The organism is Psychrobacter pulmonis, from assembly GCF_904846465.1.
Taxonomy (GTDB): domain Bacteria; phylum Pseudomonadota; class Gammaproteobacteria; order Pseudomonadales; family Moraxellaceae; genus Psychrobacter; species Psychrobacter faecalis.
This window is the reverse complement of record NZ_CAJHAT010000001.1, coordinates 251,817-274,959: the sequence shown is the minus strand read 5'-3', so window position 1 is coordinate 274,959 and position 23,143 is coordinate 251,817. Positions and strand designations below refer to the sequence as shown.

Here is a 23,143-nt window from a genome sequence, read left to right as displayed (position 1 = left end):
TATCTTCAAAGTTATGTAATAATGCCACCTTAGTTAAAATAGCCATTTCTCAAAAACTCAAATTTTTCAAATTTCTTAAACCAACAATAGACAATACTATGACTCAAATAACTGCGCCAACCTCCTCTCCCAGTCTCAAAGACAATGCTGATTTAGCAGCACTACATAAAAGCCAAAATGCCGTGGTGCTGCTATCAGGCGGGCTTGATTCCGTGACGTGTTTGTATTGGGCAAAGGCGCGCTATACGTCTGTGACGGCGGTCAGTTTTAACTATGGTCAACGCCACAATAGCGAGCTTGTCGCTGCCAAGACCATTGCAAAGACTGCCAATGTTAACCACCGCATTATTGATATCGATATCGCCCAGCTTGGTGGCTCATCACTCACCGACCACAGCATGACTGTCCCTGATGGCGATACTGATAAATTCCCAAGTAACAGTCGCGATGACAGTGATATCAATGATATAGATACTAATGACGCCATTCCAAATACCTATGTGCCGGCGCGTAATACCATATTTTTATCTTATGCTTTAGCAGTCGCTGAAGTCACTGATGCTAATCATATCGTCATCGGTGTCAGTTCAGTCGACTATTCAGGCTACCCTGATTGTCGTCCAGAATATATCACCGCCTTCGAACACATGGCAAACCTTGCCACCAAAGCTGGCATTACTGGTCATCATTTATCCATTCAAACTCCGCTACAGCATTTAAGCAAAGCCAAAACCATTGAGCTCGGTTTAGCGCTTGGGGTCGATTATGGGCAGACGATCTCTTGTTATCAGGCAGATGCCAATGGTCTTGCTTGCGGTATTTGCGACAGCTGCGTCCTACGTCGCCAAGGATTTGCCCAAGCTGGGATTGCTGACCCGACGCGTTACCTGTCTAAAGAGTTTTCATAAGCCTTTGGAAATATTCTGTTAAGCACTTGAAAATGCCACCATTATTATCTTAGCATAATGGCTTATTAAACATTTGCGCAACATTTGCTTGCATTAACACAGCACGCTAGCGTTGTATTTTAAGTGATTTACTTGCTATGGTATGGGCGACTATGTCAGTCACAAGCGGCATGTACTGCTGGTTTACGACAGCTTAATGAGTGACATAGATAAAAAAGGCTTTTATAGTTACCTATACTTTTATCATCACTTATATAAGCCATAAAACCTGTGACCACATAACACTACCAAGATTTTTATATAAAATCTGAGAAATTGACACGACCCGTAGAGGATGTTTATGAAGTTTTTGCCTGTATTACCCCTAGCTCTTGCTGCGCTGTTTGCCTTACCACAAGCAAACGCGGCCGACATCAAACAAGACAATATCAATACCTGTGTCAATGGCGCGGTCAAATATAAAGTCGCTAATAAAAGCGATGCTACCAAACTTTGTAACTGCACCATCGGTGTCCGTAGCAATATGACCATCGGTCAAATGTGGGAAATCGAGAGCTATGCAAAAAGTAAAAAAGACCCATCTGGTCTCCCTTACGTGAAAAAAATGCAAAAAGACTTGCAGCAATGCACCGTGGGCTTGGACCTAAAACAGCCACAAAAACCTGCCTAAGCTGCTTAAAAAAATATTTGCTACAAAATACAAAAGACTGGTCATCGCCAGTCTTTTGTATTTTGTAGCGAATGAATAAGTGAAGTGTAAAACGGAGTATTTATTTCTGCCAAACTGCCTATAATAAGACCACCTACTATAATATACGCATAACCGAAACTAATAAGGATTTTATAATGGCTAAGCCCACTACAGAGAACCTTGCCCTGCCCGATTTTCCGGTCACTATCGTGCGCGAGCTAGACGGCAATTTTATTTATGACGATATCAGCCTAAAAGAGCTGGTTGCCCATACCGATAAGGGGCTTATCTTATATTTTTATCCAAAAGACAATACCCCAGGCTGTACCACGCAAGCGACAGAATTTACTACTCATATCAATGCGTTTGATGAATTGGGCTACGATATCATCGGTGTGTCGCGCGATAGCGTTGAGTCTCACGAAAAATTCATCGCTAAGTACAATTTGCATATTCCTCTGATTAGCGACAGTGATGAGAAATTATGCCAATATTTTGATGTAATTAAAGAAAAAAATATGTATGGCAAAGTCAGCTTAGGTCTTGTACGCTCAGCCTTTGTCTTTGATAAAGATGGCACGCTCACCCATGCACAGCGCAATTTACGCGCAGCCGGCTATACCGAACGCTTACTCGCCACGCTCGCGCCATAATATTTTTATGATTATTTGGCAATTTTATTTATCTCTATCGACTACTATAAAACCTTTTTTTTGTGAGTAATATGAATCAACAGACTGACAGCACCACCGATAATAACACTAATAAAAAAGCGACGCGCAAGGTATCGGTGGCGGTCATCGGCGCCGGTACCGCCGGTCAAAACGCCTTTCGCCAAGCCAGAAAACTAAAAGACGACGTCCTCATTATTAATGACGGCTCTTGGTCAACGACTTGTATTGCCGTCGGCTGTATGCCGAGTAAACTTCTCATCGCTGCTGCCGATCGCGCCCATGACACCAACCATTCTGGCGAGTTTGGTATTCATGCTACTGCTCAAATAGATGGCAAACAAGTGATGGAGCGGGTTCGCGCCGAACGCAATCATTTTGCCAGTTACGTCCAAAAGCAAGTAGAAAGCTGGCCTGCTGAGACAAAAATAGCGGGTCGAGCTTACATCAACCAACAAGGTCTTATTGAGATCAATGATGAACTCATCGAAGCCGATAAAATTATCGTGGCGACTGGTAGTAAGCCGTTTATCCCTGATAACTGGGCGGATAAACTTGGCAAAACATTATTGACTTCCGATACCGTCTTTGAGCTAACTGATTTACCAAAGTCTCTCGCCGTCATCGGCGCAGGGGCTATCGGCTTGGAGCTCGCCCAAGCCTTTACACGTTTGGGCGTCGAGGTGACACTTTTTAATCGCGACAAACGCGTCGCCGGTCTAAAAGATGAGGATATCAGTAATAAAGCCATTGATTGCTTAAGTCGTGAGCTGACCATGCATTTGGGCAGCAAGATTAACGATGTCGGTCAGCAAGCAGCAGATAACGAAGGCTCAGCGGCTTTTATCGATTACGAAGACAGCGCTGGTGAAGCGCGCCAGTGGCAGGGTGAGTATGTATTGGTCGCTACGGGCCGACGCAATAATATCGCGGCCCTAGGCGTTGAAAACGTAGGGGTTGAGCTTGATGACAAAAATCGCCCAAAGCAGCTCGATAAAAAAACGGGTAAAATTGGCAATTTAGAAGTTTATATTGTCGGTGACGCCAATGCCAATTTGCCTTTATTACACGTTGCCAGTGATGAAGGTTTTAGTGCGGGTAGTATGGTCTGTAACAACAATAGCGATGCATATATCCGCCCAACTGCCGCGCCGTTTTCTATCGTCTTTTGCTCACCACAAATCGTTAACGTCGGCATGTCGCTACCTGAAATACAAGCCGATCCAGAGCTTGAATATGTGATTGGAAAAGCCAGCTTTGATAATCAAGGTCGTAGCCGCGTGATGGGTGTCAATTGTGGTCTACTGCACATTTATGGTTGCAAAAAGACAGATAGAATCTTGGGCGCAAGCATGGTTGCCCCTGATGCGGAATATATCGGTCATATATTGGCGATGGCGATTACCAATGATATGAGTATAAAGGACATGCTCGATACGCCTTTTTATCATCCGACGATACTAGAAGGTTTGCGTACGGCGTTACGTGATGTGCAGCGTATGATGAAAATTCCTTATCAGTATCACGATACTCAAGAAGGGACTTTTTAATCGACTGATAAAACCATTTTTATTAAAATTAACGTTAATATGGTTTAAGCTATTACGCGCAGCTAAGCTCAGATCGAAAATGAGCTGTGCGGTTTACGCTGATTGTTCCTTAAAAATGCTGATTGTTCCTTAGAAATTTAGCGTTAAAACTTTATTTTTAGATGATTTTATAGCTGAATTATCTTAGTATAAGCTCTTTTTACGATTCATTTGATGTAGACCCAAACTTTGCATGGATAAAACAATGGCAATCGCTGGTATTACTGACTTCTTTCAAGAGATTGTTCGCGACCTACATACCAGCCTATATATTGCTATCGGCGGTTCCATCGAAGAAGACTCACTCGACTGGACTTCTAAATCAGTAGAACTGGTGAGCACGGCCATCAAAATCCTAATACTGCTGGCGGTATTGGGATTTTTTTATTGGCTTGCCATCTATCTTATCAAAAAAAGCAAAAGCCGCATTGGTCTCAATGAACGCCGCTCCAAAATCGCCCGCTCGGTATTACGCTATATTTGGATAGTCAGCAGTTTAATCGCTATTATGAGTCAGCTAAGCTTTGAACCAGATACGGTCAAAGCCACGGCCAAAGCCAGTACGTGGGCGGGAATTTACTATGTGTTATGGGCGTCATCTGGACAAATTATACATAAGGTTTTACAGCATTATGGTCTAAACGCCTCTATTGAGCAGCTGCTTAAAAATATTTTATCGGTGCTATTATTGGTATTCGGGCTTGCCAGCGTTATGGCACAATTTGGCTTTGATATCGTATCTTTGGTAGCAGGTCTGGGGATTGCCGGTATTGCCGTGGGTTTTGCCGCCCAATCGACGCTTGCTAACTTTATCGCCGGCATTACCATTTTACTTGAGCAGTCCTTTCAAGTCGGTGACTGGGTCAATATCAATGACAATGAAGGGCGGGTTGTGGTCATCGCGTTACGCACGACCCATATTTTAACCCGTGATAACATCACCGTCATCATCCCCAACTCCAATGTCGCCTCATCAGTGGTCACCAATTTAACTTCAAAAAACTTTATCCGTTTTGATATCCGTATGCGCATTGCTTTTGAAGATGATGTCGATAAGGCGCGCGAGGTTATTTTACAAGTATTGTCTGATAGTGAAGTGGTGCTAAAACGCCCTGAAACCTCAGCGACGGTAGACGAGATTGGCGAATATGGGGTATTTTTTGTCATCCGTTTTTGGGTCAAGCCTGCCGCCGTTGCGCGTATGCCAAAGATTAAAGAGGCCTTGACGGAAAATATCAAACGGGCGTTCGATGAGGCAAATATCTCAACCCCCTACCCGCATATGCGCCTGCTAATGCCAAAAAACGTTGATTCTCCTATCGACACCAAACCCTTTGCAACCACGACCAAACTGATTACTGAAGACAACTCATTAAAAAAAGATGCTGAATAACGGCTCGATAATCTCAAAACCCAGTAAGTCATCATTTTTTCAACGTAGCTTTTAAACACTGCACCATAAACACTGCCACTTTAAACTATCAACTTCGTAATTATGGTAAAATTGCCAGTTAAACCTCATAATTTTAAGCCTTAAGATTTTAAACATCAGGGTTTTGAGGTGCATTATTTATCAATTTAGCCCACAGGTAACCGTATGACCGAAACTACCACGCCCAACTCCTTATCAACCGCTGCAGCCGAGTTGTCGCTTGACCTTATTATTACTTGTGCCGATGGGCTTGAAGCACCGCTACAAATTGAGCTAAGCAGCTTTGGCATTGCAAGTGAGATGAAAAGTACAGGACGCTTAGCGGTCACTGGTAGCTTGCGCGACCTATATACCATTTGTTTATGGTCGCGGGTGGCGTCGCGGGTCTTGATGCTGATTAAACGTAAAAATATCAATACTGAATACGATGTGGCAGAACAGCTCTATGGCTTGGCAAAATCGGTCAATTGGACCGAGCAATTTGGCTTAGAGCAGACGTTCGCCATTCGTCTGTCTGTCGATAAGCGCGTTGCCGTCAGTCAGCAATTTGCCATGCTGCGTATCAAAGATGCGATTGCCGATACCTTTAACGAAATCTATGACAGCCGTCCGAATGTCGATAGTAAAAACCCAGATTTTTCAGTCTTTGCGACGGTCAATGATAAGCAGGCTGAGCTGTATTTAGATTTATCAGGTACCAGTTTGCACCGCCGTGGCTACCGCGTTGCCATGACTGAAGCGCCGCTAAAAGAAAACTTGGCAGCGGCGCTACTTTATAGCGCGGGTTGGCATAAGAAAAATGATGCCGGTAATGCCCCTTTTTATAATGCCCTAATCGACCCGATGTGCGGCTCTGGTACTTTCATCATTGAAGCGCTACTCATGCACTGCGATTATGCTGTCGGTATCGATAAAGCGGCCAATCAATTTGGCTTTTATCAATGGCAACATCATGATGAAGCGCTATGGCAACAGATGATTGACGATGCGCAGACGCGTTTTCGTGAAGCTTTAGAGATTATCAACGAACAACCTGATACATTGCCGCTCGTTTTGGGATTCGATGCCGATAGTGGCGCGATTTTGGCGACAGAAAAGAACTTGATTGCCGCAGGTTTGCAGGATTTATTACCGCTACTTGACCTTGAAACCCGCGCCCTCAATCAGCTCAGCCACGTTTTAAAGCCGTTAGCCGATGATGGCCGCTTAAGCAATCCTTTGGTCATTACCAACCCACCTTACGGTGAGCGCTTGGGCGATGAAGAGATGATTAAGCCATTATATCAAGCGCTTGGGCTTATCTTACAAGACAGCTTTGCGGGTAGTGGCGTCAATCCGATGCTTGGTATCTTGGCAGCCAATGTCGAACAGGTTGATATCTTGCCCATTAAAGAGCCAAAAACTTTACGCTGCCATAATGGGGCAATCACGGTTTATTTCCGCTACGGTACCTTGATTGCTGGGCAAACAGGTAGCCTTATTAGTCGCTTTGAGAAGCGCGAGATTGCCGTGGAAGAAGGCCAAGACTTTATTAACCGCTTGCAAAAAAATCTGGGCAAACTTAAAAGACTCGCTAGCAAAGACACTGCCAGCAATATTCGCGTCTACGACGCTGACTTGCCTGACTTTAAAGTGGCGATTGATTTGTATGGCGATTACGTACACGTACAAGAATACGCGCCACCAAAAACCATTCCGGTAGAGACCGCGAAAAAACGTTTTAATTTGGCCTTGATGGGCATTCGCGAAGTGCTCAATATTAACCGCGAACAAGTTTTTATCAAAACTCGGGCACGCCAATCGGGAAATGACCAATATAGCAAGCAAGGCAGTAGCGAAAAACGCGGTAAATTTTATGTTGCGCGCGAAAATGGCGCCTATCTGTACGTCAATTTTACCGATTACCTCGATACGGGCTTGTTTATTGACCATCGCAATATGCGCGCCCGTATCAAAGACAATAGCCGCGGCAAATCGGTGCTGAACTTATTTGCTTATACTTGCACGGCGAGCGTCCACGCGGCATTGGCTGGCGCGAAAAAAGTCACCAGCGTTGACTTATCGCAAAACTATCTCGATTGGGGCAAGCAAAACTTTGCTTTAAATGGTTTAAATGTCAGCAGCAATAAATATCAATTCGTCGCCGCTGATATTTTTGAATGGATTAAGGGTAATACGGAACAATTTGATATTATCTTTATCGATCCGCCAACATTTTCAAATTCAAAAAAGTTCCAAGGAACTTTTGATGTGCAGCGTGACCATCCGGCCCTTATTAATCGTGCGATGAACCGTTTGACCTCTGATGGCGTGTTGTATTTTTCCAACAACTTCACGCGCTTTGAGCTTGATGAGCAATTAACCGAACGCTATGACATTATTGATATCACGCCACAAACGATAGGTTTTGATTTTAATATCAAAAAGCCGATTCATCAAAGTTTTGAGATTCGCCATCGTCAAAGCCTATAATTTAGGTTTCTAGATGCTGGTAAAGGTTAAGCACCGCATTTAAATGCTGTCCTTTATCGTCAGTCTTATCGTACGCATAACCGTACACATAACAATGACCCAATCGGCTTTGATTGGGTCATTTTTTGTTGTTATGATAGAGCGTCATTAAGTAATGGTTAGACAACCGTTAAACGATAGTTTTACGAACAGTTTAATCCCGCTATCGCTTATATTTATAGACTTTGACTTTTATAGCATTCCTTCCTAACGCTTTAATAGTTAAACCTTCCCTACTCTAATAACAAGGACAATTCCATGGCATTATCCCTTAATAAAGGCGGTAACTTATCGCTCACTAAAACTGACCCAAACTTAACCAAGCTGCTTATCGGTCTTGGTTGGGATGAGCGCGCAACCTCTGGCGCTGAGTTTGATTTGGATGCCAGTGTATTTCTACTCAGCACTGTGGGTAAAGTACGCGGCGATCATGACTTTATCTTTTACAACCAGCTAAAATCTGACAATGGCGCAGTTGAGCATACTGGCGACAACCGTACTGGCGAAGGCGACGGCGATGATGAAGTCGTTAAAGTAAACCTAACCCAAGTGCCTGCTGATGTCGATAAAATCGTCGTTACAGTCACGATTCATGATGCTGCTGCCCGTAGCCAAAACTTCGGTCAAGTCGCCAATGCCTTTATCCGAGTGGTCAATGAAGAAACTGGCACGGAAGTGGTACGTTTTGACTTAGCAGAAGATTACTCGGTGGAAACGGCAATGGTGTTTGGCGAAGTCTATCGTCATAACGGTGAGTGGAAATTCCGCGCCGTTGGTCAAGGCTATTCAGGCGGCTTACAAGCCATGTGTCATCAGTATGGCGTCAATATCTAACTCGATATTAACCTCTGCGAAAAACTTAGCCCATACTAAAAACAATGCCTAGACATAAACACTTCCGAAACTTAGGACAATATGGCAGCGTTATCACTTGTCATTCTGCCAGTAAAATATGGTTGCAAAATAGTCACAATTATTCCTAGCTAAAAGACTGGTAATGCTTTAAGTTTCGTTTAAAATTAGGCAAAAAAGTGGTTAGCGATAACCACTTTTTTTGTGGTTTGTGTTTATAATAGACCGACTTTAGCTTTATGCAACCAGACAGGATATGTCATGAGACATTTTTATTTAGACTTTATCTTTACCGCCATTGCATTAGCGATCGCGGCATGGTGGGGATATTCACATGGCGGGATGGGTGGTTTGATCGCAACCTTATCTATTACCGCTATTTTGGCCGTCATGGAAATCTCATTATCATTCGATAATGCGGTGGTTAATGCCTCAGTCCTCAAAGGCTGGGATGAATTTTGGAAAAAGATATTTTTAACCGTTGGTATTTTGATTGCTGTATTTGGGATGCGCTTGGTATTCCCAATCGTTATCGTAGCAGTGACGGCTGACCTTGGTATGATGCAAGTTATAGATTTGGCATTGAACGATCCTAAAGAATACTCGGCAAGACTAATGGCACACCATGCTGAAATCTCAGCCTTTGGTGGTATCTTCTTACTATTGGTGTTCTTGAACTTTATCTTTGATGATAAAGAAGTGCACTGGTTTGATTGGCTCGAGAGCCGCTTGGCAAAGCTTGGCAAAGTAGATGCCATGAGCGTCTTTGTCGCGCTTATCGTGTTGATGATTGCCGTATCATTTGCTGACCCTGAGCAGTCAGCCGCGGTATTGATTGCAGGCGTTTGGGGTATCTTGGTATACCTTGGCGTACAAGTGGTCTCGGGTATGCTTGAAGGCGACCTTGAAGAAGACTTAGAAAACGCTGAAGCTGGCTCAGGTGCAGCAGCAACCAGCGCGATTATGAAAGGAGGTATTATCGGCTTCTTATACCTAGAAGTCCTTGATGCCTCATTCAGCTTCGACGGCGTGATTGGCGCCTTTGCGATTACCAATGACGTTATCGTGATTATGCTCGGTCTAGCAATCGGTGCGATGTTCGTACGTTCGATGACTATTTTCTTAGTCGATAAAGGCACGCTTGATGAGTTTGTCTATCTCGAACATGGCGCGCATTATGCCATCGGCGCTCTAGCCATCATTATGCTATTGTCGGTGAAATTCCATGTGCCAGAGCTTATCACAGGTTTGATTGGTATTGCCTTCATTGGTTGGGCGTTTGTCGCGTCACTCAATTATCGCAAACGCCAAGCGCTCGAATAACGTCGTAATTTTAAGTGTAAGCATTAGACTCAGTTAAGTTGTTCCATGACAGGTCATCACCAATATTGGTTATGACCTGTTTTTTATAGTGGCTATGAAGAATAGAATTGTGAGCAGGGATTAGCTTAGGCTGTTAATTTTTGCTCTACTTATCAGCGAGCATCTTTTGTAGTTTTGCCAATATCACACCATATAAAGGTAAAAAGATAAGCACGCCCATCACTATCTTAAACAGATAATCCATCGCGCCAATCTCAACCCAGTGCGTTGCCATAAAAGCATCTGGGCTTTTATAAAAAGCGATGGCAAAAAAGCAGAAGCTATCGACCAGATTACCAATAAACGTCGATGCTAGGGGTGCAATCCACCACGTTTTAAGCTGGCGTAACTTATTAAAGACTTTGATATCTAACAGCTGTCCAATGACGTAAGCACTAAAGCTGGCAAGGACAATGCGAAAGACAAATAAATTAAAATCGAGCAGATGCTCATGACCGACGAACTGTCCATCTGCAAATACGACCGAAAAATAGTAAGAAATAGCGAGCGCTGGCAGCATGGCAAAGAAAATAATGCGTCTAGCGAGATGTTGACCAAAGATGCGTACGGTCAAATCCGTAATTAAAAAGATAAAAGGAAAAGTGACCGCCCCCCATGTGGTAATAAAGCCAAATAGCCCGACCGGTATTTGCACTAAATAATTACTAATGGCGATGATAAAGATATGCAGGCTGACAAGCCAGAACAACGCACGGCTGTAGCGAATGGATGTAGAGGGATTGGTCGAAATGGTACAGGTATTCATAAAGGAGGCCTTTTTTTGAGTCAGGGTGGAGGGAACCTGAGCGCGCTATTATAAATGATAATAAGATAAATAGCTAAAATAGGTCAGACATGCTCGTAACATCCTCTTATATAAGCAAAAATATAACTGTCAGATAGGCACACAAAATACACCTTGCTTAGTAAGCAAACGCTTAGTATAGTAAAACGTAATGATAGGCAGGTTATGGCGTACAGGTCGATTTATTGACCTTTTTGCGCTGAAATACTTACGCGTAAATAGCATGACTGCCCTATTTTTATTTTATAAAATCAAATCCACTTAATTATTAATCCAAAGGATATTTATATGGCTATTAGCTTAACAAAAGGCGGCAACGTAAACTTATCAAAAGAAGCCCCAGGCTTAACCAACATTACCGTTGGTCTTGGCTGGGATCCACGCGCTACTGATGGTCAAGAATTTGACTTAGACGCCATTGCCTTTTTGGTAAACGAAGCAGGCAAAGTGCGTAATGACCAAGATTTTATTTTCTTTAACAATCTAAAGTCGGACAATGGCGCGGTTGAGCACACAGGTGACAACCGTACGGGCGAAGGCGACGGTGATGATGAAAAAATCAAAATCAATCTTGCTAGTATTCCAGCAGATGTGAGTAAAGTCGCTATCTGCGCCATCATTTATGAAGGTCAAGCGCGTAACCAAAACTTTGGTCAAGTTGGCGACGCTTATATCCGTGTGGTCAATGATAATGGTCAAGCCGAAATCGCCCGTTATGACCTATCAGAAGATGGTAGCACTGAAACGGCGATGATTTTTGGTGAGTTATATCGCCATAACGGTGACTGGAAATTCCGCGCTGTTGGTCAAGGCTTTAGTGGTGGTCTAGGCCCATTAGCCTCTTCTTATGGCGTCAACGTTTAACGCTCTATAAGATGTTTGTAAGACGACTACCGAAACCACTATCGCAATCGACTATTTGATTGCGATAATCAATAAGCCATCAAGTGTGCCTATTCATAGCATTTGATGGCTTTAAATGTAATTGGCGGGCTTAAATTAACAACGATGATTTTTATAGAAAACGAAGCATTTAAAAATTTCAGAATAAGGATTTGCAGCTTATGGCAGCGACGTTTAGCTTAATCGGCACCATTGAACCTTTTTTGCATTGTAACTTAAAGAAAGGAGATTCGATTTATTGTGAAGCCAATGCCATGGTGATGATGGAGTCGAACCTTGAGCTGAAAGGTAAGCTACAAGGCGGTCTTATGCAATCACTGATGCGCCGCTTTGCCAACGATGAATCCTTATTCCAACAGCAGATTGAAGCCGTCAATGGTGAAGGTGATTGTCTGCTAGCACCGACGCTTGATGGCGATATGCAAATCATCGATTGCGGCGCGCAGCAATATACCTTGAGCGATGGGGCGTTCGTTGCCGCACAAACTGGCGTCGATATCAGAGCCAATATCCAGCGTAACCTCGGCGGCGCAGTCTTTGGTGATACGGGCGGCTTTATGGTGATGCAAACCCAAGGTCAAGGCCAAGTTGTCGTTTCTGGTTTTGGTTCGCTATTTGAGATTGATGTGACGCCTGATAAAGACGTCATCATTGATAATGGCCATGTGGTCTGTTGGGATTCAAACCTTGATTATAAGCTGTCAGTCTCGACCAGTAAGAAAAAAGGCATCATGAGCAATATTATCAACTCGGTCACCAGTGGTGAAGGCATGGTTTTAAACTTCTCAGGAACGGGCAAAGTTATCATCTGCTCACGTAATCGTGACAGCTATCAAGGCTGGTTACAAAGCATCTTAGGTACGAGCTCAGGCGGTCGCGGTGGCAGCGGTGGTTTTTTAGATAATATTTTATAATTGAAGTTGCATTCTATCATTAAAGTCATCGCCAAGATTGAAGCTCTAAAGCAGTGCAGAAATGAAGCTCTAAAGCAGTGCAGAAATGAAGCACTAAAACAGCGTAGAAATGAAGCACTAAAACAGCGTAGAAATGAAGCACTAAAAATTCATTAATCCCCTCACAATTATTATAAGGATTTTACCATGGCAGTTAGTTTACAAAAGGGTCAAAAAATCTCCCTCAGCAAAGAAGCTGGCGGTGAGCTTACGCAAGTAAAATTGGGTTTAGGCTGGGACGTCTTTCAAGGACCACAAGAGAAAAAAGGTGGCTTCTTAGGCAAGTTATTTGGCGGCGGTACGGGCGGCGACTCGATCGATTTAGACGCTTCATGCATTATGTTTGATGCCAATAAACAAGCGGTCGATGCGATTTGGTTCAGTCAGCTAAAATCAAAAGATGGCAGCATCGTCCATACTGGCGACAACCGCACAGGTGACGGCGACGGCGACGACGAAGTCATTAACGTTGATTTATCAAAAGTGCCAGCGAACGTAGTATCGTTAGTATTTACCGTAAATAGCTTTACTGGTCAGACGTTTGAAACGGTAGAAAACGCTTTTTGCCGTATCGTCAATGCCAATAACAATCAGGAAGTTGCCCGCTACAATTTATCAGCGCAAGGTGGACACACCGCAATGATTATGGCAAAAGTCTATCGTCATAATAATGAGTGGAAAATGCATGCCATTGGCGAAACTGCTTCTGGTCGTACTTTCCATGACTTGATGCCTGCTATCACGCCGCATGCGTAAATAGGTTAAGCAATCTTAATTAAGAGTTTTAGTAATCTATAAGCAATCAGCCCGTCTATATAAATAGACGGGCTGTTTTTTTAAATTATACTTTATTATCAAAAAGCCTTATTTACTACCACGCTTCCAGCTGAAGCCCCAATTAAAGGCTTTGTCCATTTCTTGATGACCTTTAAAGTATTGATTGATCCGCTCAACATTAATACTGCCATTTTGATTGACCAGACGCGCAATCGCACACATGGGCAAGTTACCTGTGCCTTCTGTCAAACGAGTTTCAATCGGCGGCTGATCTGGCACATGAATGGTCACAACGCCATCGGTTTGCGCCCAATTTGGTACGCCTTCGTAAATAAAAGCAAAGATAAAGACTTCTTCAATCTGCGACCACTGTTGCCCGTTGATATCGAGCCACTCACCGCCACTGACTTGTCCGGTTCTATCATCGGCACGGAGCAACACATAAGGCGCTGATTGTAAATTACCAAAGCGATTGCCCAAGGCCTGAATCAGCGTTTTTTCACCATTTTTCAGATGAATCATCGCTCCGACATCAAGGTCAATACCACTAGCTTTATGCTGTTTGAACAGATCACCAAGCAAGCCTTTTTTAGGCGCTCGTGTACTATTATCTGGACGTTGATTCCAGTTGAGGTTGACAGAGATTTTACCAAAATCATCGCGTTTCTTTAGATTGATGCTAGTTTGGTTCTTGGTTAAGGTGATTTTACTGAGATTGATTGACGGATTTTGAGCAGCGCTAGGAATTGGCGGCGGCGTAGTTGTTTGCGGCGCACTACCCGCTTTTTGCGTGTTGATTGGCTTCTGCGTATTGATTGGTTGAGCTTGAGCTGGCGCTTCATCAGCAATCTCTACACCGAAATGTTCAGATAAGGGCTTTAGACCACCTTCAAAACCTTGGGCGATAAAACGAAACTTCCAGCTACCTTGGCGACGGTAGCATTCTGCAAGGATAATGGCTTTTTCATTACGTCCAGCAGCACTTAACTGACAAGTCATCAGCACTTGGCTGCCTTGTAAGACTTGAATCTCTACGTCACCGACTTGCGCAAGCGTTTGCGCACTAGAAAACGCAAGGGCTATCTTGTCAATACTCGCTGGCTGTACAGGTAAATTAATATCAAAAAACCCATCGCTATCATGTCCACGGAAGCTTACACTGCCATCATCGCTACGTGTCTGCCCATAAAATATCATGTCGCCATCGCCGCGTACTTTACCGTTAGTCGTCAGGCGATAAGCGGCGCAATCGATGGCGCTTTGGCTTAAAATACGGATGCTGATATTGTCCGTTGGCAGCGGCGCATTGGCACCAGCAATCAGTCGTTGAGGTTGACTCATCATTTATCCCTTAGGTTATTTATTATTTGTTAATATGGGTGCTGTTGGCTATCGCCCTATAGTAGCATGGAAAACAGCTAATTTTTACAGCGCACGGTACAGTTCAACAAGGGGTTAACAAGCCTGCAAAAACATTTTTACAAATCCTTAACGTTATTTTGTCAGTAGTATTTATAGCGCTTAGCATTTGTATATAATAGCCTCTATTTTAGGCAGTATGATAACGCGCTTAACGACCGACCCTCTTCAAAACTCAATTCTAGTTGTTCCACTCTATAAATTTTAGTAACGCTGAGAAAATCATGAAAACTTCTGCTAACAAAAGCCTTTATACAACGTCTACTACGCCATCTGCCGTTTGGTTAGCTGAAGGTCAATCAAGCCAGCGTGATATGCTCGCCAGCCTACAAGCATTAAAAGCCCAATCTGAGACGCCATTTAACATTATTGCTTCACACCGTCATAATAGACCTGAGATTTTTGAATTTGCCGATAGCGTATATATTGAGCCGTCTGCAAGTGCCACAGATAGCGATGAGCAAGCAGAGCTTGAGTCTGCTGAGCCAGTAATGCCGCGTTGGCAGTTTGTCTTAGAGCAAGCCAAAAATAATAACGTTAAAGTGCTACTCACGGGGCGCAATGGCATTGATTATGAAGCGCAGCGGGAAGCATTTGACGCGGCGGGTATTCGTTTATTAACTGGCGCGACAAGTGTGGCGGCGTTAGAAGCGATAGATGATAAGTTTGCCTTTATGCAGCAGTGTCATGAGCATGATATTCCCGTCGCCGAAGCGTGGCGCTTTGACACTGTGTCCGAGCTTGAATCACTCCTTGCTACGCACGGTCATCAGCCTTTATGCGTCAAACCGGTTACTGGTATTTTTGCCCAAGGGTTTTGGCGACTTGATACCGACAAGGAAGCTGACGCGCGATATGACAGCTTTGAACATTTATACTTTACCGAAGAGAAAAAAATCAATACCACGCAGTTTATTCATGCCTATGCAAACAGTCTGATGGTGCACGAGCGCCCTATTCCTATGTTGCTGATGCCATATTTATCAGGGCAAGAGTACTCTATCGATGTCGTCTGTGAATACGGCGAAGTATTGGCGGCTGTTACTCGTTATAAAACGGGTAAAATTCAGCATATCGGCTACGAGCAAGCGGTCATGGATGTGGTTACTCCACTGATTAAAGCGTTTGGCTGTGATGGTATCGTCAGCGTACAAACCAAGGCCGACGATGACGGGCAGCACCGCGTACTTGAGATTAATAGTCGTCCCTCTGGTGGTATCGGTTACACCACTCATAGCGGTGTAGATTTAACCCAAGTTGCATTTGGCAATTGGCTTGGCTTAACCGCTAAGCCAAAGCTTGCAGATATTGCACAGCAAATCATGCCCTGCCAAGTACGCTCAATTATGGTTAGCGTAAAGATTGAAGCAGAAAATGCTAGCGAGTAAGTAAAAATAACGATTAACAAATTGCAAGACCGAAGGAAAATAAATGCCAAATAAGCAACACAGTACGACCATCACCCTACCACGCGGCACTCTTGATTTAACTTATCAAACCAATTTTAGCGGTGACAGTAAAAACTACGAGCTAGAAGACTTGCTTGGATTTGCGCAGCGCATTAACCCTAAACGCGCGTTTTTGTTTGTCTCAAAAGTCTTAGGTCGCCATATTCCAGTCGCGCCTAGCACCATGCGTCATGCTTTTACGGATTTGGCAAACTTAGTACCAGATGATTTGCCTGAACCCATTTTGGTCATCGGTATGGCAGAGACTGCCGTTGGCTTATCTGCTGGCGTACACCAAGCGCTACAAACTCGCTATCCAAACGCTTTATTGCTCAACTCAACCCGTCATTCACAACATAACAAGGATAATACTGAAACCTTGCTAACGACTTTTAGCGAAGATCACAGTCATGCCAGCCAGCACTTAATTTATCAAAGTGCAGATACAGTAACCCAAGCGCAGCTACTAGCGAGCAAAACCTTGATTATGGTGGATGATGAAGCGTCAACGGGCAATACTTGCGTCAATGTCGTCACCGCCCTTCGTAACGCAGGACTGACCGAATTAGAACAAGTGCATCTAACCACTTTGGTGGATTGGTCGCTAAATCAGAACCGAGCTCAAGCTGACGTAGATGACAACATATCTGCACGTTTGCCTAATATTGACTTTCATCGTCATCACCTACTATCTGGCGCGTGGCAATGGACGGATGCGACCAACCCTGAATCCATTACGATGCCATCGGTCGATACCACTGAGGCTGGCAGTTATGCGCTAGGCGATACTGGCAACTGGGGACGATTCCCAACCTTAGACAGCACCGATGGTTTTGCTTTTTATCTTACGAAGTTTCAAGCAGCATTTAACCTTTTTAATCAGCAAGCCCAATCTGAAAAAGCCTCGTTTGAGAAAGAACAGTTTGATAAAGAACAGTTGCCACAGCGGATTTTAGTATTGGGCAGTAATGAGTTTGTTTGGTTGCCGTTTTTATTGGCAGAATGGCTTGAGACGCAAACTCAAAACGCTACGGTTAAGTTTAGCGCTTTAACCCGCTCGCCGATTGCCCTTGGGGGCGCGATTACCACGATGCTCAGTTTTAGCGATAACTATGGGCTTGGTATGACCAACTTTGCTTATAATGTTGAGCCTAGCGATTGGGACTTGATTGTCTTGTGCGTGGAAACATCGGCGGATAGCGTCGATGAGATGTGGAAAGATTTGGATAATGTGTTGGTGATGAGTCCGACGCTTTAAGCTGTTTTATAAAAGCTAGCTTACCAAGGCTATCTTATAAAAGCTGTCCTATTAAAACTATCCTTTAAATCCTGCTTTAATGCTCACATTTAACCCTTACGCACGCTTTTATGGCAAATACTATGACTAGCCCATTTTTTCAAGCCAATCCCGATATTATCAAACCCTACGCGCTGATGGATTTAGACGATACGCTTTTTCAAACCCAACGTAAAATTGATGCATGGGAATTGCCAACGTCTGAACCTGAAAATCTAGTTTGCGCGACCGTTAATAAACAAGGTAAGCCACTAAGTTTTATGAGTCAGCGTCAAGCCGTATTCTTTAACTGGCTGCTTACTAGTACTGATCTAATCGTAGTGACAGCACGCGATCGCAGTGAAATAAAACGCGTTAAGCTGCCTTTTGATAGTTGGCAGGTCTTAACCCACGGTGCGATTATTCTTGATAGAGACGGTGCGCTACAAGCCCAGTGGCAACAGCGTATGCATAGTCAGCTTGCACCACTGCAAGATAAATTACAGCAGCTGAGCCAATTATTTGCCAATCACAGTAAAAATGACAATAGCCAGCTGGTATTTACACCGCATATCGATCACTTTAATAATGGTTCTGCTAATGAAAAATTGACTATTTACCTGGCTATTAAGCATGGACAAAAAGACCATCAAGCGCTAGTAGAGCTCGCTAAAAAGTTACCAACGTTAATACGTGATTTTGAGCAAGATTTTTATGTGCATGTGAATGCCAATAATCTGGCGATATTGCCGCACGCGGTTCATAAATGCCATGCAGTACAGTTCTTATTAGACCAGCATTTAGACCATCAGCGTCCAAGCTTTGGTTTTGGTGATAGCTTGGCCGATTTACCATTTTTGCAATTGCTTGACTGGTACGGCATGCCCAATCATGGTCAGCTACATGAGCGCTTTAGCTCGCAATAGTTTTTAAATAACAACAATAGTAGTAGAACTCATTTTTGTAAGTAGAAACCATCTTATGACCCATCCTCTAACGAACCCAAATATTCAAAAAACACAGGAATACGGCTCGGGCAGCTACCTTGCCAGCGATGTGACCGTACTGCTTGATATCGTTGATAAAGACGCGGTTGCTGATGTACCCGTCAGTCAAAAAGAAGCGCTCATCCAAAGTGGCCAGCGCCATTATTCTGATATGTTGACATTAGAGCATACGCCGACTGCCATGCATGAGCAATTGTATCAGCAGGCATTAGCGCAAGGTACAACCAGAACCGCAACTGATATCGCTAACTTGGCTTATACGCTACATCATATTTTTCAGCAAACGGTAAGTACTGAACGTCCATTAATATTAGTCAGCTTGGTACGCGCAGGTTTACCCATTGGCGTATTGTTGCAGCGGGCATTAGCAGATGCTGATAGCAGCTATGCGTTGCCAAGTGTGCATTATGGTATCAGTATCATTCGCGATCGCGGACTTGATCCAGTCGCGCTGCAGATGATATTGGCTGCTCATCCAGACAGCACCATCATATTTGTCGACGGCTGGACGGGCAAAGGGGCAATTTATCAAGAGCTGGCTCGCAGCTTAGACGCCTTTAGTGACCCTAATCATCCAAATTTTGCCAATATTTTCCATCAAGGTGAGAATGTTATTCCGCTACTGACCCTTGCTGACCCCGCAGGCGTTGCTTGGTTGGCGGCAAGTGAGGAAGATTGGCTGATTCCATCAGGGTTATTAAACAGTACGGTATCTGGGCTGATATCACGCAGTTTATATACCGAGCCACAATCGGGGCTACATCGTAGCGTCTTTTACGATAATTTGGTTGCGGTAGACCATAGCTTAGCCTTTGTTGAGCAGATTGATAGCACGCGGCGTTCATTGTCTACATCTCCACAATACTTGCAAACGTTTGAGCAACCTCGCTATCAGACGGCGGATTTAATCGATATGCTGGCAGCAGAGTATGACATTAGCAATCGCAACCGTATTAAGCCGACCATCGCAGAGGCGACACGGGCGATATTACGCCGTGATCCTGAGCGCATCTTGCTGGCAACCGCCGATCACCCTGATACGGTGTTATTGCGGCATTTATGTAGCGAGCGTGATATCAATATCACGGTATTAGGTGCTAAAATACTCCCCTATCAAGCGATTACGCTGATTAAGCAGCGGTCAACAGATCGCTCATGATTCATTAATGTATTGATGCCTTGATGTATTGATGCCTTGCGAAAGAAATGCATCAATACCGCATCAGCACCGCTGTTTTTATCATACGTCCTTACGCTATGATTTCTTGCTATAACCATTCACTTATCACTATTTACGATGCCAACTATGTCCGATATGCCCCACAATGAGTCCAACCTTTATAATAACAATCAGTCTTATGCCCACCTGATTACTGAGCGTCATGCGATGCTCAAACCGAATACCCATCACCCGTATCAGCTGGGTGCTAGCCTATATATGCCTGCGACGCGGCAAGATATTTGGCAAGTCATTACGCGTGATAAATTACCGACGATTAACAGTATTATTATCTGCTTAGAAGATGCGGTCAGCCATAGCGATGTTGAGTTGGCACTTGAGCGTCTACAAACGCTGCTACATACGTGGGCGGCGCATGTCGATAGTATCAATGACCCAGCAAAAAAAGATGGCATTCAATCAAAAGCGCACACCGATCAGCCAACCAGACCTTTGGTTTTCGTGCGCCCGCGTCATCCGGCGATGCTAGAGCAGCTCGCAGATTTTGCTCATATTGATTTGGTCGACGGTTTTGTGATGCCAAAAGTTGATATGTATAGCTTGTCTAATTGGCGCATGGCGTCTCAGAATTTAAGCACTGAGCAGCTATTGATGCCGACGCTTGAGACGGCAGCGCTCTTTAATCCTCATCACAATCAAGAATTGGCGATTGGCTTTAAAGAAGCCTTCAGCCAGCCCGTTTTTGCCCTGCGTATCGGTGGTAACGACTTATTTGCCGCACTGCGTTTACGCCGTCCTAAAAATAGCATCGTTTATGATACGCCGATTGGTACGCTCGCCTATCAGCTGCTTGGCTGCTTTGTACCGCATGGTTTTTATCTTACCGCACCGGTATTTGAATACTTAGAACAGCCAACGCTGTTTATGAAAGAGCTGATGCGTGATGTAAACTTAGGACTGGTCGGCAAAACGGTCATTCACCCAAGCCAGATTGCGTTGGTACAGCAAGCGTATTGCGTGCCTTTAAGTACCTTGGATGAAGCGCAGGCAATTTTGCATAGCGAGGCAAAGGCGGTCTTTAAATATAACGATACCATGCTTGAGCCTGCCACGCACCGTGCATGGGCCACCGAAATAGTCAATCGCGCTGAGGTTTTTGGCACCCTTGATGATATTAATAGCGACTATACGACCCGCTTATAAATAAAGACGTTAGCCTGACTCTTTTATAGTATTTTTTAAAACTGCCGCTTTAACGTTAATCTGTTAGTCTAAGTTTCAATAAAAAAGCCGTTATCCTATTTAAGTTAACGGCTCTTTTTATAAATACTTCGCTTCATTCAAGAAGACTTCTACTTTAGCTACAACCTAAACACAGTTTGCTAAAAAGGTATTAATCACTTTATTTACTTGCTCAGGCTCTTCTACCGTCGCTGTATGTCCAGCGCCTTTAATAACCGCAAGCTTTGAGCCTTTAATGGCAAAATGCATGCGCTCCGCTTTTGAATAAGGCGTTGCCACATCTTCATCACCAACGATAATCAATGTCGGCGTGCTAATCTCGCCTAGCTGATCGTAAGTGCCCGAGCGCTCAATGACACCTGTGGTCGCCTTTACGACGCCACCTTTACGATTACCTTGTAACATCGTGAGCCACGCTCTACGGTCAGCCTTACGCGACTTATCGTTCAAAAAGCTACTGCCAAACATAATAGGCATGACTTTTTGACTGACGCGTTTCATACCCAGCCAGCGGATAGCCTTCATCAATTTGCGATACTGCGGGACGTTTTTTGGGTCTTCAGGGTCTGCTGACGTTTCAAGTAAGGTCAGCGATAACAGTAGCTCCGGACGTTTGAGCGCGATACGCTGAGCGACAAAACCACCCATCGATAACCCTAAAAAATGGCATTTATCAATCTTAAGCGCATCCAATAACGCTAGCGTATCTTCGGTCAGCGTCTCCATATCATAGCCTGATTTGCTAATCTCAGACTGACCTTGTCCACGAAAATCAAATGTAATACAGCGGCAGCCAGATTTAAAGTACTCCACCTGCTTATCATACATCCGCGTATTCCAAAGCAGCCCATGGGCAAAGACCATCACTGGTTTTTGCTTATCATCCGGCGCGCTGTCTTCATAATAAATATCAACGTTATTCACATTTATCACTGGCATAATTACTTCCTTGTTTGTTGCTTATTGATTGCTTGTTTGGTTAACGAAATCCTTAACACTACTGATGTTTAGCATAATGCACCAAGCAAATACTTCATAGCGTTATTTTTGTAGGCAGATCGTATATATTTATTAAAACAAATATATAACAAAATAAAAAACTCAAATATTTTTGTCCGTGCCTTTAGCGCCCACAAAACTCGCTTTTATAATCATAACAAGCTGCTATAGTAATCAGCTTGCATGACTTGTTACACCTTGTCCATTATAACGTCCATTGTTATCCGCAATGCTTATCTAGAACTTCTTACTAAGGAAACCAACCATGTCACAACCTTTGGTCGAATATCACAGCGAAAACCATATTGCCACCATTACCATGAATGACCCTAAGACGCTAAATGCCTTTAGCACACCATTAAAAGGCGCGGTTATGGACGCGCTTGACCAGGCTGATCAAGATGCCGACGTACGCGTGATCGTGTTGCAAGGATCAAATAATAATTTCTCTAGTGGCGGTCATATCGGTGAGATGTTAGAGAATGGCATGGAATCAGAAGCACTTGTGGCAAAGCTTGATTTTATGCTCAGAGAAGTGGCTGAGGTAAGCTTAAAGCTACGGAATATTCACAAACCCATTATTGCCAAATTAGAAGGTGCCGTCGCGGGTGCTGGGATGAACTTGGCATTAACCTGTGATTTCCGTATTGCCGCTGACAATGCCAAATTCGTGCAAGCATTTGTCAATATCGGCTTGATTCCAGATGCGGGCGGCATTTACTTACTCAATCAATTGATTGGCGCGGCGAAAACGACTGAGCTTGTGATGCTGGGTGATAAGCTTACTAGTGACGATGTCGCGCGTCTAAACTTAGTCAATAGCGTCGTGAGCAAAGATGAGCTTGACGCCAGCGTACTAGCATTGGCAACGCGCCTAAGTAATTTACCAGGCAAGGCGCTGGCTTCGATGAAGCATATGATTAACGTACATGCTTTTTCAGGTTTAAATGAAGCGCTCGATATGGAAGTTGACCAACAAACTATGATGGCAAAAACCGCTGACTTTGCTGAAGGTATCACTGCCTTTATGGAAAAACGTCAGCCCGTTTATCAAGGTAAATAAAAGTTTATAACGCTAATTTTTACACGATCAACAAAAAGGCTGCCTAATATAATAG

The 23,143-nt window shown here is 43.9% G+C and carries 20 protein-coding genes; 17 read left to right on the top strand and 3 right to left on the bottom strand.

All coding sequences use genetic code 11. From position 1 onward, the window contains the following. Window positions 1–98 precede the first annotated feature (98 nt). The 8 genes from queC (at window position 99) to JMX70_RS01125 (ending at window position 9,977) form a co-directional block, all read left to right on the top strand. Complete coding sequence (gene queC, locus JMX70_RS01160; RefSeq protein WP_227671117.1) at window positions 99–908, top strand: 7-cyano-7-deazaguanine synthase QueC; 810 nt, start codon at window positions 99–101, stop codon at window positions 906–908. A 340-nt stretch (window positions 909–1,248) separates the two neighbouring features. Next, window positions 1,249–1,578 (top strand): hypothetical protein, encoded by a 330-nt coding sequence (locus tag JMX70_RS01155; protein WP_068408057.1) that lies wholly within the window; start codon window positions 1,249–1,251, stop codon window positions 1,576–1,578. 176 nt (window positions 1,579–1,754) lie between these two features. After that, window positions 1,755–2,252 carry a peroxiredoxin gene (locus JMX70_RS01150; RefSeq protein WP_201588890.1) on the top strand — a complete coding sequence of 166 codons (498 nt, stop codon included), beginning with the start codon at window positions 1,755–1,757 and terminating at the stop codon, window positions 2,250–2,252. A gap of 71 nt (window positions 2,253–2,323) precedes the next feature. Further along, window positions 2,324–3,820: a dihydrolipoyl dehydrogenase gene (locus JMX70_RS01145; protein ID WP_201588888.1), complete on the top strand. Its 1,497-nt coding sequence runs from the start codon at window positions 2,324–2,326 to the stop codon at window positions 3,818–3,820. Window positions 3,821–4,064: 244 nt separating this feature from the next. Beyond that, window positions 4,065–5,252 (top strand): mechanosensitive ion channel family protein, encoded by a 1,188-nt coding sequence (locus JMX70_RS01140; protein WP_226928854.1) that lies wholly within the window; start codon window positions 4,065–4,067, stop codon window positions 5,250–5,252. 204 nt (window positions 5,253–5,456) lie between these two features. After that, a complete protein-coding gene (rlmKL, locus tag JMX70_RS01135; RefSeq protein ID WP_201588886.1) occupies window positions 5,457–7,763 on the top strand; it encodes a bifunctional 23S rRNA (guanine(2069)-N(7))-methyltransferase RlmK/23S rRNA (guanine(2445)-N(2))-methyltransferase RlmL in 2,307 nt (768 codons plus the stop codon). A gap of 297 nt (window positions 7,764–8,060) precedes the next feature. Further along, complete coding sequence (locus tag JMX70_RS01130; protein ID WP_144297139.1) at window positions 8,061–8,636, top strand: TerD family protein; 576 nt, start codon at window positions 8,061–8,063, stop codon at window positions 8,634–8,636. A gap of 279 nt (window positions 8,637–8,915) precedes the next feature. Beyond that, window positions 8,916–9,977 (top strand): DUF475 domain-containing protein, encoded by a 1,062-nt coding sequence (locus JMX70_RS01125; RefSeq protein ID WP_201588884.1) that lies wholly within the window; start codon window positions 8,916–8,918, stop codon window positions 9,975–9,977. Between the two features lie 145 nt (window positions 9,978–10,122). Here JMX70_RS01125 and JMX70_RS01120 read toward each other — a convergent pair whose 3' ends face one another. Beyond that, on the bottom strand, window positions 10,123–10,782 hold the full coding sequence (locus tag JMX70_RS01120) for a 7-cyano-7-deazaguanine/7-aminomethyl-7-deazaguanine transporter (RefSeq protein WP_201588881.1): 660 nt from the start codon (window positions 10,780–10,782) through the stop codon (window positions 10,123–10,125). 327 nt (window positions 10,783–11,109) lie between these two features. Here JMX70_RS01120 and JMX70_RS01115 point away from each other — a divergent pair, with 327 nt between their 5' ends. The 3 genes from JMX70_RS01115 to JMX70_RS01105 all read left to right on the top strand — a co-directional run bounded on the left by JMX70_RS01115 (window position 11,110) and on the right by JMX70_RS01105 (window position 13,433). Continuing rightward, window positions 11,110–11,685, top strand: a complete 576-nt coding sequence (locus JMX70_RS01115; RefSeq protein WP_068408073.1) for a TerD family protein — start codon at window positions 11,110–11,112, stop codon at window positions 11,683–11,685. A 200-nt stretch (window positions 11,686–11,885) separates the two neighbouring features. After that, complete coding sequence (locus JMX70_RS01110) at window positions 11,886–12,638, top strand: TIGR00266 family protein (RefSeq protein WP_068408074.1); 753 nt, start codon at window positions 11,886–11,888, stop codon at window positions 12,636–12,638. A 186-nt stretch (window positions 12,639–12,824) separates the two neighbouring features. Beyond that, window positions 12,825–13,433, top strand: coding sequence for a TerD family protein (locus JMX70_RS01105; RefSeq protein ID WP_144297141.1), 609 nt, complete (start codon window positions 12,825–12,827; stop codon window positions 13,431–13,433). Between the two features lie 108 nt (window positions 13,434–13,541). On the opposite strand, the gene JMX70_RS01100 is transcribed toward JMX70_RS01105, so the two are convergent. Next, the gene (locus tag JMX70_RS01100) at window positions 13,542–14,795 is read right to left on the bottom strand and encodes a TerD family protein (RefSeq protein ID WP_201588879.1); all 1,254 of its coding nucleotides are present in this window, start codon (window positions 14,793–14,795) and stop codon (window positions 13,542–13,544) included. A 302-nt stretch (window positions 14,796–15,097) separates the two neighbouring features. On the opposite strand from JMX70_RS01100, the gene JMX70_RS01095 reads away from it, so the two are divergent. The 5 genes from JMX70_RS01095 (at window position 15,098) to JMX70_RS01075 (ending at window position 20,987) form a co-directional block, all read left to right on the top strand. Then, window positions 15,098–16,261, top strand: a complete 1,164-nt coding sequence (locus tag JMX70_RS01095; protein WP_201588877.1) for an ATP-grasp domain-containing protein — start codon at window positions 15,098–15,100, stop codon at window positions 16,259–16,261. 43 nt (window positions 16,262–16,304) lie between these two features. Beyond that, window positions 16,305–17,579 (top strand): phosphoribosyltransferase domain-containing protein, encoded by a 1,275-nt coding sequence (locus JMX70_RS01090; protein WP_191690586.1) that lies wholly within the window; start codon window positions 16,305–16,307, stop codon window positions 17,577–17,579. Window positions 17,580–17,701: 122 nt separating this feature from the next. Next, a complete protein-coding gene (locus JMX70_RS01085) occupies window positions 17,702–18,523 on the top strand; it encodes an HAD hydrolase family protein (RefSeq protein WP_201588875.1) in 822 nt (273 codons plus the stop codon). Between the two features lie 55 nt (window positions 18,524–18,578). Next, window positions 18,579–19,763, top strand: a complete 1,185-nt coding sequence (locus JMX70_RS01080; RefSeq protein WP_201588874.1) for a cysteine protease StiP domain-containing protein — start codon at window positions 18,579–18,581, stop codon at window positions 19,761–19,763. Window positions 19,764–19,910: 147 nt separating this feature from the next. Beyond that, window positions 19,911–20,987, top strand: coding sequence for an HpcH/HpaI aldolase/citrate lyase family protein (locus tag JMX70_RS01075; RefSeq protein ID WP_201588873.1), 1,077 nt, complete (start codon window positions 19,911–19,913; stop codon window positions 20,985–20,987). A gap of 165 nt (window positions 20,988–21,152) precedes the next feature. On the opposite strand, the gene JMX70_RS01070 is transcribed toward JMX70_RS01075, so the two are convergent. Then, window positions 21,153–21,965 (bottom strand): alpha/beta fold hydrolase, encoded by an 813-nt coding sequence (locus tag JMX70_RS01070; RefSeq protein ID WP_201588872.1) that lies wholly within the window; start codon window positions 21,963–21,965, stop codon window positions 21,153–21,155. 325 nt (window positions 21,966–22,290) lie between these two features. Here JMX70_RS01070 and JMX70_RS01065 point away from each other — a divergent pair, with 325 nt between their 5' ends. Beyond that, a complete protein-coding gene (locus JMX70_RS01065) occupies window positions 22,291–23,088 on the top strand; it encodes an enoyl-CoA hydratase/isomerase family protein (RefSeq protein WP_201588871.1) in 798 nt (265 codons plus the stop codon). The last annotated feature ends 55 nt before the right edge of the window (window positions 23,089–23,143 follow it).

Bases quoted from the DNA above. Each gene is read 5' to 3' on its own strand.
- JMX70_RS01115 (WP_068408073.1), top strand. From the start codon at position 11,110: ATGGCTATTAGCTTAACAAAAGGCGGCAACGTAAACTTATCAAAAGAA.
- JMX70_RS01130 (WP_144297139.1), top strand. From the start codon at position 8,061: ATGGCATTATCCCTTAATAAAGGCGGTAACTTATCGCTCACTAAAACT.
- JMX70_RS01145 (WP_201588888.1), top strand. From the start codon at position 2,324: ATGAATCAACAGACTGACAGCACCACCGATAATAACACTAATAAAAAA.
- queC (WP_227671117.1), top strand. From the start codon at position 99: ATGACTCAAATAACTGCGCCAACCTCCTCTCCCAGTCTCAAAGACAAT.
- JMX70_RS01105 (WP_144297141.1), top strand. From the start codon at position 12,825: ATGGCAGTTAGTTTACAAAAGGGTCAAAAAATCTCCCTCAGCAAAGAA.
- JMX70_RS01070 (WP_201588872.1), bottom strand. From the start codon at position 21,965: ATGCCAGTGATAAATGTGAATAACGTTGATATTTATTATGAAGACAGC.
- JMX70_RS01095 (WP_201588877.1), top strand. From the start codon at position 15,098: ATGAAAACTTCTGCTAACAAAAGCCTTTATACAACGTCTACTACGCCA.
- JMX70_RS01140 (WP_226928854.1), top strand. From the start codon at position 4,065: ATGGCAATCGCTGGTATTACTGACTTCTTTCAAGAGATTGTTCGCGAC.
- JMX70_RS01090 (WP_191690586.1), top strand. From the start codon at position 16,305: ATGCCAAATAAGCAACACAGTACGACCATCACCCTACCACGCGGCACT.
- JMX70_RS01110 (WP_068408074.1), top strand. From the start codon at position 11,886: ATGGCAGCGACGTTTAGCTTAATCGGCACCATTGAACCTTTTTTGCAT.
- JMX70_RS01100 (WP_201588879.1), bottom strand. From the start codon at position 14,795: ATGAGTCAACCTCAACGACTGATTGCTGGTGCCAATGCGCCGCTGCCA.
- JMX70_RS01065 (WP_201588871.1), top strand. From the start codon at position 22,291: ATGTCACAACCTTTGGTCGAATATCACAGCGAAAACCATATTGCCACC.
- JMX70_RS01085 (WP_201588875.1), top strand. From the start codon at position 17,702: ATGACTAGCCCATTTTTTCAAGCCAATCCCGATATTATCAAACCCTAC.
- JMX70_RS01075 (WP_201588873.1), top strand. From the start codon at position 19,911: ATGTCCGATATGCCCCACAATGAGTCCAACCTTTATAATAACAATCAG.
- JMX70_RS01120 (WP_201588881.1), bottom strand. From the start codon at position 10,782: ATGAATACCTGTACCATTTCGACCAATCCCTCTACATCCATTCGCTAC.
- JMX70_RS01150 (WP_201588890.1), top strand. From the start codon at position 1,755: ATGGCTAAGCCCACTACAGAGAACCTTGCCCTGCCCGATTTTCCGGTC.
- JMX70_RS01080 (WP_201588874.1), top strand. From the start codon at position 18,579: ATGACCCATCCTCTAACGAACCCAAATATTCAAAAAACACAGGAATAC.
- JMX70_RS01155 (WP_068408057.1), top strand. From the start codon at position 1,249: ATGAAGTTTTTGCCTGTATTACCCCTAGCTCTTGCTGCGCTGTTTGCC.
- rlmKL (WP_201588886.1), top strand. From the start codon at position 5,457: ATGACCGAAACTACCACGCCCAACTCCTTATCAACCGCTGCAGCCGAG.
- JMX70_RS01125 (WP_201588884.1), top strand. From the start codon at position 8,916: ATGAGACATTTTTATTTAGACTTTATCTTTACCGCCATTGCATTAGCG.